Source organism: Belnapia sp. (assembly GCF_059504005.1).
Window position 1 is genome coordinate 1 of the sequence record NZ_JCACHU010000097.1, and the last position, 16016, is coordinate 16016.

17 protein-coding genes are annotated in these 16016 nt (G+C 72.1%); 6 read left to right on the plus strand and 11 right to left on the minus strand.

The features are described 5' to 3' along the window. Window positions 1-99: 99 nt before the first annotated feature. The 4 genes from glcF to AC5JJ1_RS13625 all read right to left on the minus strand — a co-directional run bounded on the left by glcF (window position 100) and on the right by AC5JJ1_RS13625 (window position 4064). Entirely contained in the window at window positions 100-1410 is a 1311-nt protein-coding gene (glcF, locus tag AC5JJ1_RS13610; protein ID WP_495785644.1) for a glycolate oxidase subunit GlcF, read from the minus strand. A gap of 108 nt (window positions 1411-1518) precedes the next feature. Next, entirely contained in the window at window positions 1519-2013 is a 495-nt protein-coding gene (locus AC5JJ1_RS13615; protein ID WP_495785645.1) for a GNAT family N-acetyltransferase, read from the minus strand. 81 nt (window positions 2014-2094) lie between these two features. Further along, on the minus strand, window positions 2095-2856 hold the full coding sequence (locus AC5JJ1_RS13620; RefSeq protein WP_495785646.1) for an SGNH/GDSL hydrolase family protein: 762 nt from the start codon (window positions 2854-2856) through the stop codon (window positions 2095-2097). Then, window positions 2853-4064 (minus strand): OpgC family protein, encoded by a 1212-nt coding sequence (locus AC5JJ1_RS13625; protein ID WP_495785647.1) that lies wholly within the window; start codon window positions 4062-4064, stop codon window positions 2853-2855. The genes AC5JJ1_RS13620 and AC5JJ1_RS13625 overlap by 4 nt, the downstream gene beginning before the upstream one ends. 99 nt (window positions 4065-4163) lie before the next feature. Here AC5JJ1_RS13625 and AC5JJ1_RS13630 point away from each other — a divergent pair, with 99 nt between their 5' ends. Beyond that, window positions 4164-4904: an SGNH/GDSL hydrolase family protein gene (locus tag AC5JJ1_RS13630; protein WP_495785648.1), complete on the plus strand. Its 741-nt coding sequence runs from the start codon at window positions 4164-4166 to the stop codon at window positions 4902-4904. A 206-nt stretch (window positions 4905-5110) separates the two neighbouring features. Here the strand turns inward: AC5JJ1_RS13630 and AC5JJ1_RS13635 are convergent, their stop codons facing one another. The 3 genes from AC5JJ1_RS13635 to AC5JJ1_RS13645 form a co-directional block, all read right to left on the minus strand. Further along, complete coding sequence (locus AC5JJ1_RS13635) at window positions 5111-6535, minus strand: vanadium-dependent haloperoxidase (protein ID WP_495785649.1); 1425 nt, start codon at window positions 6533-6535, stop codon at window positions 5111-5113. Between the two features lie 104 nt (window positions 6536-6639). Beyond that, complete coding sequence (locus AC5JJ1_RS13640; RefSeq protein ID WP_495785650.1) at window positions 6640-7803, minus strand: FAD-binding protein; 1164 nt, start codon at window positions 7801-7803, stop codon at window positions 6640-6642. After that, a complete protein-coding gene (locus AC5JJ1_RS13645; RefSeq protein ID WP_495785651.1) occupies window positions 7800-9245 on the minus strand; it encodes an FAD-linked oxidase C-terminal domain-containing protein in 1446 nt (481 codons plus the stop codon). Before AC5JJ1_RS13645 ends, AC5JJ1_RS13640 begins: the two co-directional genes overlap by 4 nt. Window positions 9246-9365: 120 nt before the next feature. Between AC5JJ1_RS13645 and AC5JJ1_RS13650 the strand changes: the two genes are divergently transcribed. Continuing rightward, window positions 9366-9722 (plus strand): hypothetical protein, encoded by a 357-nt coding sequence (locus tag AC5JJ1_RS13650; RefSeq protein WP_495785652.1) that lies wholly within the window; start codon window positions 9366-9368, stop codon window positions 9720-9722. A gap of 71 nt (window positions 9723-9793) precedes the next feature. On the opposite strand, the gene ykgO is transcribed toward AC5JJ1_RS13650, so the two are convergent. The 3 genes from ykgO to AC5JJ1_RS13665 all read right to left on the minus strand — a co-directional run bounded on the left by ykgO (window position 9794) and on the right by AC5JJ1_RS13665 (window position 12173). After that, window positions 9794-9919 carry a type B 50S ribosomal protein L36 gene (ykgO, locus tag AC5JJ1_RS13655; protein ID WP_043337704.1) on the minus strand — a complete coding sequence of 42 codons (126 nt, stop codon included), beginning with the start codon at window positions 9917-9919 and terminating at the stop codon, window positions 9794-9796. Window positions 9920-10010: 91 nt separating this feature from the next. Then, entirely contained in the window at window positions 10011-11219 is a 1209-nt protein-coding gene (gene acdA, locus AC5JJ1_RS13660) for a 3-sulfinopropanoyl-CoA desulfinase (RefSeq protein WP_495785653.1), read from the minus strand. A 30-nt stretch (window positions 11220-11249) separates the two neighbouring features. Continuing rightward, window positions 11250-12173, minus strand: coding sequence for a hydrogen peroxide-inducible genes activator (locus AC5JJ1_RS13665; protein WP_495785654.1), 924 nt, complete (start codon window positions 12171-12173; stop codon window positions 11250-11252). Window positions 12174-12334: 161 nt separating this feature from the next. On the opposite strand from AC5JJ1_RS13665, the gene AC5JJ1_RS13670 reads away from it, so the two are divergent. From AC5JJ1_RS13670 to AC5JJ1_RS13685, 4 genes are all read left to right on the plus strand, one after another. Next, a complete protein-coding gene (locus AC5JJ1_RS13670) occupies window positions 12335-12910 on the plus strand; it encodes a peroxiredoxin (RefSeq protein WP_495785655.1) in 576 nt (191 codons plus the stop codon). Between the two features lie 123 nt (window positions 12911-13033). Further along, window positions 13034-13564 carry an alkylhydroperoxidase, AhpD family gene (ahpD, locus tag AC5JJ1_RS13675; protein ID WP_495785656.1) on the plus strand — a complete coding sequence of 177 codons (531 nt, stop codon included), beginning with the start codon at window positions 13034-13036 and terminating at the stop codon, window positions 13562-13564. Between the two features lie 67 nt (window positions 13565-13631). Next, on the plus strand, window positions 13632-14576 hold the full coding sequence (locus AC5JJ1_RS13680) for a hypothetical protein (RefSeq protein WP_495785657.1): 945 nt from the start codon (window positions 13632-13634) through the stop codon (window positions 14574-14576). Between the two features lie 84 nt (window positions 14577-14660). Further along, on the plus strand, window positions 14661-14990 hold the full coding sequence (locus tag AC5JJ1_RS13685) for an EAL domain-containing protein (RefSeq protein ID WP_495785658.1): 330 nt from the start codon (window positions 14661-14663) through the stop codon (window positions 14988-14990). A 7-nt stretch (window positions 14991-14997) separates the two neighbouring features. Here AC5JJ1_RS13685 and AC5JJ1_RS13690 read toward each other — a convergent pair whose 3' ends face one another. Continuing rightward, entirely contained in the window at window positions 14998-15975 is a 978-nt protein-coding gene (locus AC5JJ1_RS13690; RefSeq protein WP_495785659.1) for a 2-hydroxyacid dehydrogenase, read from the minus strand. Window positions 15976-16016 lie beyond the last annotated feature (41 nt).

Consider the following 16016-nt stretch of genomic DNA (forward strand, 5'->3'; position numbering starts at 1 on the left):
GAACAGATTCGCCGATATCAGGCCCGTTGGGAATCCGACAGGCTGCTAGAGCGGGTTCCGTGAGCCTATGCGAACGGAAACCGCTCTGGCGCGCCGGGATCACGCGGCGCGCTGCGCCACCGCCGGCGGCGCCGGCCCGCCCGCCATCCAGTCCAGCAGCTCGACGGTATGCACCACCGGCATCCGGTCCCCGGCGAGCTGGGTCAGGCAGCCGATATTTCCCGCCGCGATCAGGTCCGCCCCCGTCCGGTCCAGATTGCCGAGCTTGCGGTCGCGGAGCTGCGCCGCGATCTCCGGCTGCAGGAGGTTGTAGGTGCCCGCGCTGCCGCAGCAGATATGCGGCTCGGCAGGCTCCTTCACCGTGAAGCCCGCCCGTGCCAGCAGCTGCTTGGGCGCCGCCGTCACCCGCTGCCCATGCTGCAGCGAGCAGGCCGCGTGATAGGCGACCGTCAGCCCCGGCGGCTCCCGGCTTGGCAGGTAGCCGAATTTCACCAGCGCCTCGGAGACATCCATGGCCAGCGCGGCGACCTCCGCCGCCCGCTCCGCCTCCGGCTCCTCCCGGAACATGAAGCCGTAGTCCTTCACCGTTGTCCCGCAGCCGGAGGTGTTGATAACGATGCCGTCCAGCCCCTCGCCGTCGATCTCCCGGCCCCAGGCGGCGATGTTGGCCCGCACCAGCCGCATCGCCGGGTCGTGCTGGCCCATATGGTGGTCGAGCGCCCCACAGCAGCCCTGCTCCCGGGTGATGACCACCTCGACCCCCATCCGGGTCAGCAGGCGGATCGTCGCCTCGTTGATGGACGGGGCGAGCACCTGCTGCGCGCAGCCGGTCAGCAGCGCGACGCGCCCGCGCCGCTCGCCGACCGCGCGATGCACCTGCGGTGCCTGCATCGGGCTCGGCGGCGGCAGCGCGCCGGGCGCCAGCCGCAGCATCGCCCGTAGCCGCTGCGCCAGCACGTGCCGCCCCGGGATCAGCCCGGCGACGCCCCGCCCCAGCCGCGCCCCGGTCAGCGCCGCCCGGAACCGCTTCGGATAAGGCAGCACCCCGCTGAGCACCCGCCGCAGCGCCCGCTCGTGCCAGGGCCGGTCATAGGTCTCCTCGATGTAGCGCCGCGCATGGTCGACGAGGTGCATGTAGTGCACGCCGGACGGGCAGGTCGTCATGCAGGACAGGCAGGAGAGGCAGCGGTCGACATGCCGCACCACCTCCTCCGTCGCGGGCTTGCCGCCCTCCAGCATGTCCTTGATCAGGTAGATGCGCCCGCGCGGGCTGTCGAGCTCGTCGCCCAGCAGCAGGAAGGTCGGGCAGGTGGCGGTGCAGAAGCCGCAATGGACGCAGGTGCGGAGGATGCCGTTGCTTTCGCGGGTATCCGGGTCCCGCAATTGCTCCGTCGAGAAATGGGTTTGCATCGCCCGAATATAGGCTGCCGCCGGCCCGGGCGAATAGGGCGCCGGGCGCCGGGGCGCCGCCTGTCGCGGCATCGTATGCGGCGCGGCGGCCGAACCGCCGCGCCAGCGTCAACCCGGGCCGGGCCGGGCGAGCGCCTTCCGGAACACCACCTTGTCCTCGCCGGCCCGGAAGAAGTCGCGGATCAGCGCCTCCCGCTCATAGCCCTGGCTGCGGTAGAAGGCGCGGGTGCCCTCGAAATCCAGCAGGCCCGAGGTCTCGACGAGGAGCAGCCGCCCGCCCTGCGCCGCCACCGCCCGCTCCACCGCCGCGACCAGCGCCGTCCCGAGCCCGGCCCGCTGCCGGTCGGGATGGACCGCGATCAGCAGCATGTTCCAGGTCCCCTCCGTCATGCGCTCCGGCGCGGCATAGGCGACCGTCGCCCCCGCGAGCGCGGTCAGCCAGACCTCGCCGGCCGCGCCGCGGAGATGCGCATCGAGCATGCCGGCCAGCATCTCAGGCGGGAAGAGCCCGGTCGCGGCGATCATCGATTCCAGCGCGGGGAGGTCGTCCCGCCTCACCGGCCGGATCGCAGCGGCGCCTGCAGTGTCGGTCGTCGTCGCCATCGGCCTCGCCTCGTCCCCGGGGATCGAGGCGCTTCGCCCCGCCGGGCGCTGAGGTTACGCGGGCGCCATCGCCCGGCCGGCCTATCGCTGTCCCGGCCGCCCCCTGGCCTCGGTCACCCCGTCGCGGATCAGCAGCTGCATCGCCTGCGCCAGGCAGTCGTTGAGCTTGTCCGTCGCCGCCACCCGCTCATGCCGCCCGGCCCGCTCGACATCGACGATGTCGGCCTCCGCCCAGGCCTGCATTAGGTCCCACCGCCGCAGCACCGGCACGCCATGCGCCGCCGCTGTCAGCCGGAGCGCATCCCGGTAGGCATCGACATTGGCATTGGCGCGGAGGAAGCGGGAGAATTGCTGGTCCATCAGCACCGCATCCGCCCCCGCCGCAACGATCTGGCCGAGGCCCTCGTTCAGCTCCGTGACCATCTCGTCGAGGTCGAGGCCGCGGATCGCCTCGGTCGCCCCGGTCTGCCACAGCACCAGGTTGAAGGGCACCCGCGCCAGCTCGGCCGCGATGACCGCCGCCGACTCCGCCGTGGTGATGCCGCGCCCGCCCCGCGTCACCATCTCGAGCTGCAGCCGCGGCACCCGGGCGCGGATCAGCGCCTCCAGCCGCGCCGGCCAGGCGGCTTCCGGCCCGCTCGTCCCCGGCCCCAGCACCGAGGCGCTGCCGACGACAAGGATCCGGAGGGTCCCCTCGCCCGCCGCCCGCGCCGTCGCCGGCAGCGCCGCATTGGCGGAGAGCAGTTCCGGCGGCGCGTCGCAGGCCATGCCGCCGGCCCTCGCCGCAGGCGGGGCCAGCAGCAGGCCAAGCAGCAGCAGGACGCGGCCGGCGCTGAGGGTCATGATGCTTTCGTAGAAGAGCCAGCCGGCGCCCGCAAGTCGACAGGCGCCGGATTCGTTGCATGATGCGGCATTTCGCCCCGCTCCCGCATCCGGTACCAGGCGCCGACCACCCCGATCGAGACCAGCGCCGCCAGCCCCGCCAGGTTCACCGCCGCCTGCATCGCCCAGCCATCGTCCTGCTCGAGCGCCAGCCGCCCGAGGAAGGCAAGGAAGATCCCGGCGCAGAAGACCGGCAGCCCGTGCTGGCCCATCAGCACGAAGGGCGCCGCCAGCCGGCCCCGCAGCCAGTGCGCCCCGCGCGGCACCGCATGCCCGACCAGATAGGCAAGCGCCAGGATGGAGAGCAGCCGGAAGGGGTGCAGCCCCGTCTTGTCGATGGTCGTCAGCAGGTCGGCCAGCGGCTGCGGCAGCGCCGCCAGCCAGAGCTGCCCGTAATCCCCGAGCAGCACCACGCCGAGCCCGAGCACCAGCACCACGACGGCCGCCGCGATCAGCAGCGGGTGGAAGGGCACCGCCGGCGCCGGCCCCCGCCGCCGCGGCGCATAGCCGAGCAGCGCGCCGGTGACGAACAGCACCTGCCAGGCCAGCGGGTTGAAGAACCATCCGCCTCCCGTCCAGTTCGGCAGGTTGATGTCGAGCAGCCGCACTCCGACATAGCCGGCGGCCGAGAGCCCCATCAGCAGCCAGGGCCGGCGCAGCAGCGGCAGCACCGGCACCAGCAGCAGCAGCAGCACGATGTAGAGCGGCAGGATGTCGAGGAAGGCCGGCTGGAACCGCAGCAGCAGGGCCTGGAGCAGGGCGAGGTAGGGCTGCTCACCGAACACGTCGAGATGCATCTCGTCCAGATAGGCCGTGCTCTCGAGCGCCGCGGCGGAATAGCCGACCTGGGCGGTGAAGACGACGAAGAGGAAGATATGCGCCACATAGAGCGTGCCGACGCGCCTGAGCAGCGCCGCCGCCGCGAAGGGCCAGCCCCGCCGGTCGAGCGTCGCGCCATAGGCGAGCCCTGCGGCATAGCCGGCGAGCAGCACGAAGGCCTCGGTTGCGTCGCAGAGGGCGGCGTTGCGGAGCGTGAGCTCGCCGAGCCGGTTGCCCGGGATGTGGTCGATGAGGATGAACCAGAGGGCGATGCCCCGGAAGACATCGGCCCGAAGGTCGCGGACCGGCTTGCCCGCTACCGGCTGCATGCCCCGGATCAGCCCCCGCATCGTCACCTCCGGGCGGAGACATGGCTGCCTTGCGTCCGCTGCGCAAGCCGCAGCGTTTCGGGGCTGGCGCGCCGCCCCCGCTTGGGGCAGCCTGGGGCCATGCGTGCCGTCCTTCCCGCCTTCCTGCTCGGCCTGGCGCTCCTGTTCCCCGCGCCGCTCCGGGCGGAGGAATCCTGCCCCAAGGCCCCGGCCCAGCGCCTGTCCCTGCCCGTCACCCGCGCCACCCTGTCGCGGGGCGGGCCGGTGACGGTGATCGCCTTCGGCTCCTCCTCCACGGAGGGCGCCGGCGCCACCGGCCCGGACCGGACCTACCCCGCCCTGCTCGAGGCCGGCCTGCACGCCGCCCTGCCCGAGGCCCGCCTCACCGTGCTGAACCGCGGCCGCGGCGGCGAGGACGTGACCGAGATGATGGCGCGGATGGAGCGGGACGTGATCGAGGCCCGCCCGACCCTCGTCATCTGGCAGGCCGGCGCCAATGCGGTGTTGCGCGGCCTGGCCCCTGAGGCCTTCGCCGCCCTGCTGGAAGACGGCATCGGGCGCCTCCGCGGCCTCGGCGCCGATGTCGTGCTGATGGACAGCCAGCGCGCCCCCCGAATCCTGAGCGCCCCGAATTTCGCGCTGTTCGACCGGGCGATCCGCGACACCGCCGCGCGGCTGCAGGTCCCGCTCTTCTCCCGCGCCGCGCTGATGGAGGCCTGGGCCGCCGCCGGCACGCCGGCCAGCGAAATGATCGGCCCGGACGGGCTGCACCACAACGACCACGGCTATGCCTGCCTGGCCCAGGCCCTCACCCACGCCATGGTCGACGCCGCCGGCCCGCGCCGCATCGCCGGACGCTGAGGCCGGGCTTCCTTGCCCCGGCCTGCCGGCGGGGTTATAGGAATATTTTCAAATCCCGGCCCGCATCCGGGACCCTGGGCCCGGGCCGGCCCCTCCCTAAAACCCTCAATTCCTCAATGGCCGCCCCGAAGGCGAGGCGGTTCAACCGCTTGGCTCCGCTCGGCTTCAAGCGTTGAGGCAGTCGCAGCCGGGCAACCTGGCTCAGCTCAGAGATACCACTGCCCGGTCGCCGCATGATGCGCCTCGACCTGCGCCGCCAGCGCGTGCCAGTCGGTGGCGGCCTGGCCCGGCGCGGGCACCCGGTCCGCATGCGAGTGCCCGGTGGCGGCATGGTTCGCCTCCACCTGCTTCGCCAGCGCGTTCCAGTCGACCGGCGCGGGCGCGGGCGCGGGCGGCGTCACCGGGTCGGCGAACCACTTGCCCGTCGCCGCGTGGTTCGCCTCAACCTGCTTCGCCAGCGCGTTCCAGTCGACCGGCTTCGGCGCCGGCGTCACCGCCTCGAAGGCGTCGAGCGCGATGGCAGCCACCTGCCGCCCCATCGCCTGCCCCGCCTGGTCGTCGAAGGCGAAATGGATGCCGCCGTAGATGCGGCTCATCCCCGCCTCCTTCGCCGCATCCTCGAAGCCGTCGAAATGCCGCGTCACCCCCGGCATGCCCGGCGAGGTGGTGTCGAAGGGCACGTCTTGGCCGTAGACGGAGCCGAGCACCGCCGCCGCCGCCGCGCTGAAGGTCGAATGGCCGGAGACGTAGGAGGGGAAGGCCGGCGTCGGCAGCAGCGGCAGCCAGTCGGGCTGGCCCTCGGTCGCGCGGATCGCCGTCACCGGCCGCCAGAACTCGTAGTCGAATTTAGCGTCCCAGGCCGCGATCCCCGCATCGGCCAGCGCGACGTTCAGCTTGGCAAGCATCAGCGCATCCGCCGCCAGCCCTTCGCCGCGCTGCTCGGCGATCTGGTCGGCGATGACGTTCCAGTGTCCGGGCGGCGTGTAGGTGCCCGCGCCATCCGCCCAGAATTTGGCGATCTCGGTCTGCTCCGCCGTGCGCAAAGTGCTGTTCGCCGCGCCCAGCGCCTCCACCTGCTGCAGCGCCTGCCGGTAGGCCGCGCTGTCGAGGGCGGGCGGCGGCGGCGGCCGTACCTGGTCCGGGCTCGTCATGGCAAAGGGCTGAAGCGTCGCCCATTGCGGGTTGATCGCCGGGAGGTAGAGGTTCGGCGTCGGCTGCCAGACGCCCGGCGCATCGCTCCGCTCCGGCAGCGTCACCGCCTTGTCCCAGCCGTCATTCGCATAATGCGCCGCGACGCTTGCCCCGACCGCGTGGCCGAAGTCGAGGCTGGCGGCGTTGCAGGCATCCTTCGAGAGTGCGGCGAGATCGGCCTGGAAGCTGGCCTTCAGTGTGGGGAAGAGCGCCTCCAGCGCCGCCTCGGCCGCGGCTGCGGCGGCGACGGAGGCATCCGCATGCGCCGGCGCGGCGGCGGTCGGCAGGAAGGTCGTGCCGTGCTGGACGGCGGCGACGGCGTCATAGACGGCGATGCTCTCGATCGCCAGCACGCGCGAGGCTTCGGGCGGCGTGATGCCCGCGCTGCGGATGGCCTCGAGGGTAATCCTGTTCCATTGAAGGGCGGCGTCGTCCTGCACTCTGCGTAATCCTTAGGACCCGTTGCCCCGGCGGGGCGCAACCTGCACCGGGGCGCGGCGGCGGGGAATGCGCGCCGCGCTCAAGATCCCGCAAGGACACGTCCCTATGCGGTGTACATCCGCCCTGGGTTGAGGATACCCTTCGGATCCATCACCGCGCGGATGCGCCCGCGGATGCCGGCGAGCACCGGCCCCTCCTCCGGCAGCACCGGCAGGGCGGCGCGCAGCGGCTCCGGCGCGCGGAACAGGGTGAAGCTGCCGCCCGCCTCCCGCGCCGCCGCCATCACCCGCTGGTGCGATCCGGCCGTCGCCGGCCCCGCCAGCCAGACCAGCCCGCCGCCCCAGTCGAGCAGCGCCCGCGGCAGCCCCGCCGCCGCGACCACGCCCGGCCCCGCGGTCGGCTGGACGGAGACGCGCCAGACGGCATCCTCCGGCGTGGCGCCCAGCGGCTCCGCCTCGCGGATGCCGCGCCAGAGCTCGCGGCTCTCCGCATCCTCGATCACCACGGCATCCCCGAAGCGCGCCAGCGCCTCGCGCAGCCGGCCGAGCCGGTAGGCGACGGACTCGGCGAATTCCTCGATGCGGAGGAGGGCCCGCGGCGCCTCGCCCGGCAGCAGCGCCGCGCCGCTCACCCCATAGGGGCTGCCGAGCCCGGCCGAGAGCACCCGCACCCCCGTCGCCAGGTCCGGCACGGTGACGGCGAGCGTGCCGCTGCGCTCGGCGGCCGGCAGCACCTTCAGCGTCACCTCGGTGATGACGCCGAGCGTGCCATGCGCCCCGGTCAGCAGCTTGCAGAGATCGAGGCCGGTGACGTTCTTCAGCACCCGCCCGCCGCTGCGGAAGACCTCGCCGAGCCCGTTCACCGCGCGGATGCCCATGACATGGTCCCGCATGGCGCCCGCGGTGATGCGGCGCGGGCCGGACAGGTTGGTGGCGACGAGGCCGCCGAGCGTCGGCGGCTCGCTCCCGCCGAAGATGGCGAAGAGCATGGGCGGCTCGGCGATCACCTGCTGCCCGCGCTCGGCCAGCGCCGCCTCGATCTCCGGCAGCGGCGTGCCCGCCCAGGCCGAGAGGATCAGCTCCTGCGGCCGGTAGAGGGTGATGCCGGAGAGGTTGCGCAGCGAGAGGGTGCGCGCCGCCTGCACCGGCCGCAGCAGGGCACGCTTGGTGCCGCGTCCCTCGATCGCCAGCGGCTCGCCCGCGCCGGCCGCCGCGGCGACCGCGGCGGAGACCCCCGCCTCGTCGGCGGGCGCGATGAGCGAGGTCATGCCGCCTGCCGCAGCACCGGGTTGTCCGCCAGCGGGAAGACCTTGGCCGGGTTCAGCAGCCATTGCGGATCGAAGGCGGCCTTCAGCGCCCGCATCTGCTGCAGCTCGAAGGGCGTGAACTGCACCGGCATCAGGTCCCGCTTCTCAACGCCGACGCCATGCTCGCCGGTGAGGCAGCCGCCGACCTCGACGCAGAGGGTCAGGATGTCGGCGCCGAATTGCTCGGCATCGTGGAAGCTCTTCGGGTCGTTGGCGTCGAACATGATGAGCGGGTGGAGGTTGCCGTCGCCCGCATGGAAGATGTTCGCCACCTGCAAGCCGTAGCTCGCCGACATCTCGCCGATGCGCTTCAGCACGAAGGGCAGCTGTCCCGTCGGGATGGTGCCGTCCATGCAGAGATAGTCGGGCGAGATGCGCCCGACCGCACCGAAGGCCCCCTTCCGCCCCTTCCAGATGGCGAGCGACTGCTCCGCCGTCTCGGCGACCTTGAGGCTGATCGGGTCGAACCGCTCGCAGATCTCCTTCAGCCGGCCGAGCAGCATGTCCTGCTCCTCCGTGCTGCCCTCGACCTCGATGATGAGCATCGCCTCCGCATCGAGCGGGTAGCCAGCGTTGGCGAAGGCCTCGCAGGCATGGATCGCCGGCCGGTCCATGAATTCGAGCGCGACGGGGATGATGCCGGAGGCGATGATCGCATCCACCGCCTGGCCGGCGACCTCGTTGGCGCGGAAGGCGGCGAGCATGGCGCGCTGCCCCTCGGCGGCATGGAGGATGCGCACCGTCACCTCGGTGATGACGGCAAGCTGACCCTCGGAGCCGGTGAGCAGGCCGAGCCAGTCATAGCCCGCCGCATCGAGGTGCCGGCCACCCACCTCGAAGACCTCGCCCTCGATGGTGACGCCCTTGAGGCCAAGCAGGTTGTTGGCGGTGACGCCATACTTCAGGCAATGCGCCCCGCCCGAGTTCATGTTGACGTTGCCGCCGATCATGCAGGCGAGCTGCGAGGAGGGGTCGGGCGCGTAGAAGAAGCCGTCGGCCGCCACATGGTTGGTGATGCCGAGATTGGTGACGCCCGCCTCCACCACGGCGAGGCGGTTGGCGTAGTCCACCTCAAGGATCCGGTTCATCCGCATCAGCCCGAGCACCACGGAATCGGCCAGCGGCAGCGCCCCGCCGGAGAGGCTCGTCCCCGCCCCGCGCGGCACGACGCGGACGCCGTTGCGGTGGCAGAAGGCGAGGATCGCCGCGACTTCCTCCGTCGTCCGCGGCAGGGCGACGGCAAGCGGCGGCTGGCGATAGGCGGAGAGGCCGTCCGTCTCGTAGGGCTTGACGCGGGCCGGCTCGATGATGATGCCATCGCCGGGCAGAACGGCCTGGAGGCCGGCCAGGATCTCGTCGCGGCGGGCCATGACGTCGGGCTTGGGGGCGGGCAGTTCGATCATGGCGCGGGCTCCTCCTGAGGCTGCAAAATGGGCGGCGGGGTGGCATCGGGCAAGCGCCGGGCTTGCTCCGGCGGGGGCGCAGCGTCACTCTCCGCCGCCTTTTCCTTCCGGGAGCCACCCTTGCCCCTCCGCCGCGTCCTGTTGCTGGCCCTCGGCCTGATCGCCCTTGCCCCTGCCGCCTTCGCCCAGCTCCGCGAGGGCCGCTATGCCGTCGAGGGACAGAACCCCGACGGCACCCCCTATGACGGCGAGTTCGAGCTGCGGGAGGGGCCGAACGGCGCCTGGCTCGCCCGCTGGCTGGTCGGCAATGCGCAGATCATCGGCCTCGGCCTGATCCAGAGCGGGATGCTGGCCATCTCCTTCGTGGTGGACAACCGGCCCGGGGTTGCGATCTACGGCGTAGAGCCGGATGGCAGCCTGCGCGGCACCTGGACCACCGGCGGCGGGCTCGGAACGGAGACACTGAAGCCGCAATGACGCAGAAAAACCCGCCGCGGCGAGGCCTGCGGCGGGTCCGAACCCTTTGACGAACGGCCTGCGGCCGGTGCTTAGCCCTGGCGGGCCTTGAGGCGCGGGTTCTTCTTGTTCAGCACGTAGAGGCGGCCGCGGCGGCGCACCACCACGCAGTTCTTGTCGCGCGTCTTGGCGGTCTTGAGGCTGTTGCGGATCTTCATGACGCGGACTCACTGGCAAGGCGAAGGGGTTGCGGCGAGGGCTCGCGCCACCGCCGGGGAGGGCGCGGGATAAGCGAAGCCCCTGCCCGAGTCAATCGCGACCGCCCCCCTGGCGCAGGAAGCCGTCCCGCGTCTGCGGCAGCTTGCGGCCGAGGATCCCCTCCGCCACCTGGGTCCGCAGCACCTGCGCGGTGCCGCCGGCGATGGCGAACATCCGCGCATCCCGCACCATCCGCTCCAGCGGGTTCTCCCGGCTGTAGCCAGCCGCGCCCCAGAGCTGGAGGGCATTGTTGGTGACCTCGATGGCGGTATCGGCCGCCAGCACCTTGGCCTGGGCGGCGGCCAGCCGATCGGGGAAGCCTGCCGGCCCGGCGCTGCGCGCGGCGCGCCAGACCAGGGCGCGGGCGGCCTCCAGCCTGATCGACATGTCGGCCAGCATCCAGCCGACGCCCTGGAACTCGGCGATCGGCCGGCCGAACTGGTGCCGCTGCCCGGCATAGTCCAGCGCCTCGCGATAGGCCCCGGCGGCGATGCCAAGCGCGACCGTCGCCGCGCCGACGCGCTGGCCGTTATAGGCATCCATCAGCCGGCCGAAGCCGCGGGCGAAGCCGCCCGGCGGATGCAGCACCATCGCATCCGGCACGACCAGCCCCTCGAAGCGGATCTCCGCCTCCGGCATGCCCTTCAGCCCCATCGAAGGGATGCGGCGATGGATGACGAGGCCGGGCGGGTCCCGCTCCCCCTCCCGCACCACGAGGAACCCGCCGATGCCGAGGTCCCGCCCCTCCTCGAAGGCGCGGGCGAAGATGAGGTGCAGGCGGGAGATGCCGCCGCCGGTGATCCAGTGCTTCACCCCATCGATCACCCAGCCGTCGCCGCGGCGGACGGCGCGCGTCGTCATCTCGGTGGCGGCGGAGCCGGCCTCGGGCTCGGTGATGCAGATGGCCGGCTTGTCGCCCCCGAGCACCAGCCCGGCGGCGAGGCGGCGCTGCTCCGGGCTGCCATAGGCCATGACGGCGCCCAACGCGCCCATGTTGCTCTCGACCGCGATTCGGCCGCAGACGGCGCAGGCGGCCGAAAGCTCCTCGATCACCAGCACTGCATCGAAGTAGGAAAGGCCCGGCCCGCCCCATTCGCGCGGAATGGTCAGGCCCATCAGCCCGGCCTCCTGCATGCGGCGGACCATGGGCCAGGGGTATTGTTCCGTACGGTCGGTGGTGGCGGCCTGGGCGGCGGCCTCCTGCGCCACCTCCTGCGCCCGGTCGCGCAGGCGCACCTGTTCCGCGGTCAGCCCGTCCATGTCGTTCGTTCCCATCCCTTGCCGACAGGGTTAGGACGCTTGCAGCGCCGCCGCAATGGCCGGGGCGAGGCCGCGGAACTCCGCCGCGCGCGGGCTGCGCGGGCGCCAGGCCAGCGCCAGGCTGCGGCTCGGCGGTGCGCCGCCCTCCTGCTCCAGCAGGCGGATCTCGACCGCGGCGCCGGCCAGCACGCCGCCCTCGAGGGCAAGCTGCGGCAGCAGGGTCACGCCGAGGCCGCCGGCGACCATCTGCACGAGGGTATGGAGCGAGGTGGCGGCGACTCCGTCCTCGGCTGGCAGCACGCCGCGCGGCAGGCCGCAGGCATCGAGTGCATGGTTGCGAAGGCAATGCCCATCCTCCAGCAGGAGCAGCCGCTCCGCGCCGAGGGCGGCGACCGGCACCCGCTGCTTCGCCGCGAGCCGATGGCCGGCGGGCAGCGCGGCGAGGAAGGGGTCGGCCGCGATCGGCAGCGTCTCCATCTCGCCGCAGGCGCAGGGGAGCGCGAGCAGCAGCAGGTCAAGCCGCCCGGCTTCGAGCTGGGCCACCAGGCGGTCCGTCTGATCCTCCCGCAGCCAGAGGCGGAGGCGGGGAAAGGCCTGGCGCAAGGCCGGCATCAACCGCGGCAGCAGGAAGGGGCCGATGGTCGGGATGACGCCGAAGCGCAGCGGGCCGGAGAGCGGGTCCCGCGCTGCGGCCACCGTCTCCGCCACCGCCTCCAGCGCCGAGAGGGCGGTGCGGGCGCGGCCGACCACTTCCAGCCCGAGCGGGGTGAAGACCGGGCGCTTGGCGGAGCCGCGCTCCAGCAGATGGGCATCGAGCTGCCGCTCGAGCGCGATGATGCCGGCCGAGAGGGTCGATTGCGTCACCGCGCAGAAGGTTGCTGCCCTGCCGAAATGGCCATGGTCGGCGAGGGCAAGCAGGTAGCGGAGCTGCTGGGGGCTGGGGAGGGACAGCATGGGCAAGAGATGGTCGATTCGATCGACTACGTCAATCGAAATTCCAAAAACTATTCATTGGACCGAAATGCTGCGCTGCGTCATAAGCGGGACCGTGCCTGAAGGCGCCACCCATTCGGCTCCGTTTATGGCGCTGGCCACATTCCTAGGGGATTTCCTGCATGCTGACCGTCGGCGACAAGTTTCCGTCCTTCGCCCTGACCGCCGTGAAGGCCGGCCCCGAGGGCCTTGGCGGCCCCGGCAAGTCCTTCACCGAGATCAACTCCCAGACCGATGCCGGCAAGTGGAAGATCGTCTTCTTCTGGCCGAAGGACTTCACCTTCATCTGCCCGACCGAGATCGCGGCCTTCGGCAAGCTGGCCGGCGAGTTCGCCGACCGTGACGCCGTCCTCTACGGCGTCTCGACCGACAGCGAGTTCGTCCACCTGAACTGGCGCGTCTACAACGAGGACATCAAGAACCTCGAGATCCCGATGCTGGCCGACGTCAAGCGCGAGCTCTCCGAGGCGCTCGGCATCCTCCACAAGGAGGAGGGCGTGGCGCTGCGCGCGACCTTCATCGTCGACCCCGACGGCACCATCCAGTGGGCCTCGGTGAACGGCCTCAATGTCGGCCGCAACCCGCAGGAAGTGCTGCGCGTGCTCGACGCGCTGCAGACCGACGAGCTCTGCCCCTGCAACTGGACCAAGGGCCAGGAGGCCCTCGACGCTCAGAAGCTGTTCAACAAGGCGGCTTGATCCGGCCGAGGGGGGCAAGGCCCCCCTCGCCTACCCTTTCCTGCCAAGGAAAGGGTGCGCCGAACGGACCGGCCGCGGTCCGCTCCACCCACCCCCAAAAATCGATCCGGAAGGAGCCAAGCCATGTCGCTGGAAGCCCTGCGCAACCGCCTGCCTGACTACGCCAAGGACCAGAAGCTCAACCTCGGCAGCCTCTCGACCGAGCCGGTGCTGACCGAGCAGCAGCGCGCCGGCACCTTCGTCGTCTCGGCGCTTGCCTCCCGCAACCCTGACGTGATCCGCGACATCCTCGCCGAGTTCGGCCCGAAGCTGAGCGCCGAGGCGCTGACCGCCGCCAAGGCCGCGGCCTCGATCATGGGGATGAACAACATCTACTACCGCTTCACCCACCTGGTCGTCGGCGACTACAACACCATGCCGGCTCGGCTGCGGATGAACGTTATGGCGAAGCCGGGCGTGGAGAAGGTGGATTTCGAGCTCTGGTCGCTCGCCGTCTCCGCCATCAACGGCTGCGGCATGTGCATGGAGGCGCATGAGAAGACGCTGCTGCAGCACGGCGTCTCGAAGGAGACCATCCAGTCCGCCGTCCGCATCGCCGCCGTGGTGCATGCGACCGCCGCGACCCTCGATGGCGAGGCCGCGCTGGCGGCCTGATTCACCAGGGCTTAACGCGGCTGATCCATCCTCGGGCATGAACCGAGGATGGGGAGCGCCCTGATTGATGCCCGACGGCGCCGAGCCCATCACCCCTGCCGATTCCCGCCGGGCGATGGATCGGGAGCTCTTCCTGACCTTCGCCCTCGCCGCGGCCGAGCTGCTGGTGGAGGTGACGCCCGAGGGCCGCGTCGCCTTCGCCGCCGGCGCCTTCCAGAGCCGGCTCGGCCAGCCTCCCGAGGCCTGGCTCGGCCGCCCGGTGCGGGAGCTGGTGGCCCTCGCTGACCGCGCTGCCTTCGATACCGGTTTCAGCCTGCTCCTCGGCCGGGACCGGATGGCGCCGACGGCCTTCCGCCTGAACGATGCCGCGGGCACCCGGGTCTCCATCGGCGGGCTGCGCCGGCCCCGGCACGAGAGCCGCAACATCTGCCTCACCATCGCCGCCGCCCCGCAGGGGGCCGCGCGGCCGGCGCTGGCCGACGCCGCGGAAGTCCGCCGCAGCCTGGAGACGGATGGCGGGACGGGCAGCCTCGGCCTGATCGAGATCGAGGCGGCAAGGCCCGAAGCCGCCGCCATGATCGACGAGCACCTGACGGAAGCCCTGCCGGCCAGCACCCTGGCCACGGCGCTGAGCCAGGGGCGCTATGGCGTCATCGGGCAGGGGCTGGAGGTCGGCGCGCTCGGGCGGAAGCTGGAGGGCCTGCTCCAGGAGGCCGGGCATGCGGCCTCGGTCAACGCGGCCAGCCTGCCGCTCGAAGCGCCTGGGCTGACGCCGATGCAGGCGACCCGGGCGCTGCGCTACGCCCTCTCCACCTTCGGCCGCGGCGGCGTGGCAGCGGTGTCGGAGGCGGGGTTCGACCATGAGCTGAACGGCTTCGTCACCCATGCCTATGCGCGTGCCGCGGGACTGCGCCGGGCGATCGCCGAAAGCCGCTTCCGCCTCGCTTTCCAGCCCATCGTCGCCCTCTCCACCGGCGAGGCGCATCACCACGAGGCGCTGATCCGGCCGTAGCCGGGCGGCGAGGCGCCGCAGGACCCGCAGCAATTCGTCCTGCTGGCGGAGGCGCTCGGGCTGTCGGCGGAGCTCGACTGGGCGGTGCTGCGAAGCGTCGGCGCCCTACGCGCCCGCGGCCTGCCGCTCTGCATCGACGATTTCGGCTCGGGCGCGGCGAGCTTCCGCTACCTGCGCCTGCTGCGCGTCGACTACGTGAAGATCGACGGCGCCTATGGCCGGCACGCGCGGCGCAGCGACAAGGACCGGGCCATCATCGCCGCCATGGTGGACCTGGCGCATGGGCTCGGCGCCGCCGTGGTCGCCGAGCAGATCGAGACGGAAGCGAATGCGGCGGTGATGCGCGAGCTCGGGGTGGAGCTGGGCCAGGGCTGGCATTTCGGCCGGCCCGGGCCCCTGCCGGGGCGCGGCTGAGGCGGCCTCAGGCGACGCGGTGCGGCGGCTCGGTGCCCTTCAGCAGCACGGCGTCGAGGTTCTCGAGCGCGCGGTTGCCCATGGCGTCCCGCACCTCGATCGTGGCGCTGCCGAGATGCGGCAGCAGGGCGACGTTCTCGAGCGTCAGGTAGCCGGGATTCACGCGCGGCTCGCCGTCATAGACGTCGAGGCCGGCGGCGCGGATATGGCCCGACTTGAGTGCGGCGATCAGCGACTCGTCATGGACGGAGACGCCGCGGCCGCTGTTCACCACCAGCGCCCCCTTCTTCATCTTGGCGATGCGGGCGGCGTTCAGCCAATGGCGGTTGGCCTCGCCCCCCGGGACATGCATCGAGAGGATGTCGATGGTGCCGAGGAAGCCGTCCTCGTTGTCGTGGTAGATGGCGCCCTGCTCCAGCTCGGGGGGGAGCTTCTGGATGTCGCGGTAGTGGATCTCCATGCGGAAGCCGCGGGCCATCGCCGCCAGCTCCCGCCCGATGCGGCCGAAGCCGAGGATGCCGAGCTTCTTCCCCTCCAGCGTCACGCCCATGAGCTGGGTCGGGGCCCAGCCCTTCCACTGCCCGGCGCGCACGAGGCGCTCGCCCTCGCCGGCGCGGCGGGCGGCCATCAGCATCAGGGTGAAGGCGCACTCTGCCGTGGCGAAGCTCAGCACCTCCGGCGTGTTGACCACGGCGATGCCGCGGGCGCGGGCGGCGGCGAGGTCGATATGGTCGGTGCCGACGCTGAAGGTGGCGATGACCTTCACGCTCTCCGGCAGGGCGTTGATGCAGGCGGCGCCCAGCGCGTCGCCGGCGGCGCCGAGGATGCCGGCGGCGCCCACCTCCCCTGCCCGGCGGGCGATCTCGGCGCCGTCGGTGGCCCAGCCCTCGTCCCCCGGGTTCAGCCGGGCGTCGTAGTCGCGGGCGGCGCGGGCCTCGATGGCATCGGGCAGCTTGCGGGTGACCAGCAGGACGGGCTTCGGCATGGGGGACGTCTCCTCGGTTGGGCCCGTCTTAGCATCGGGGC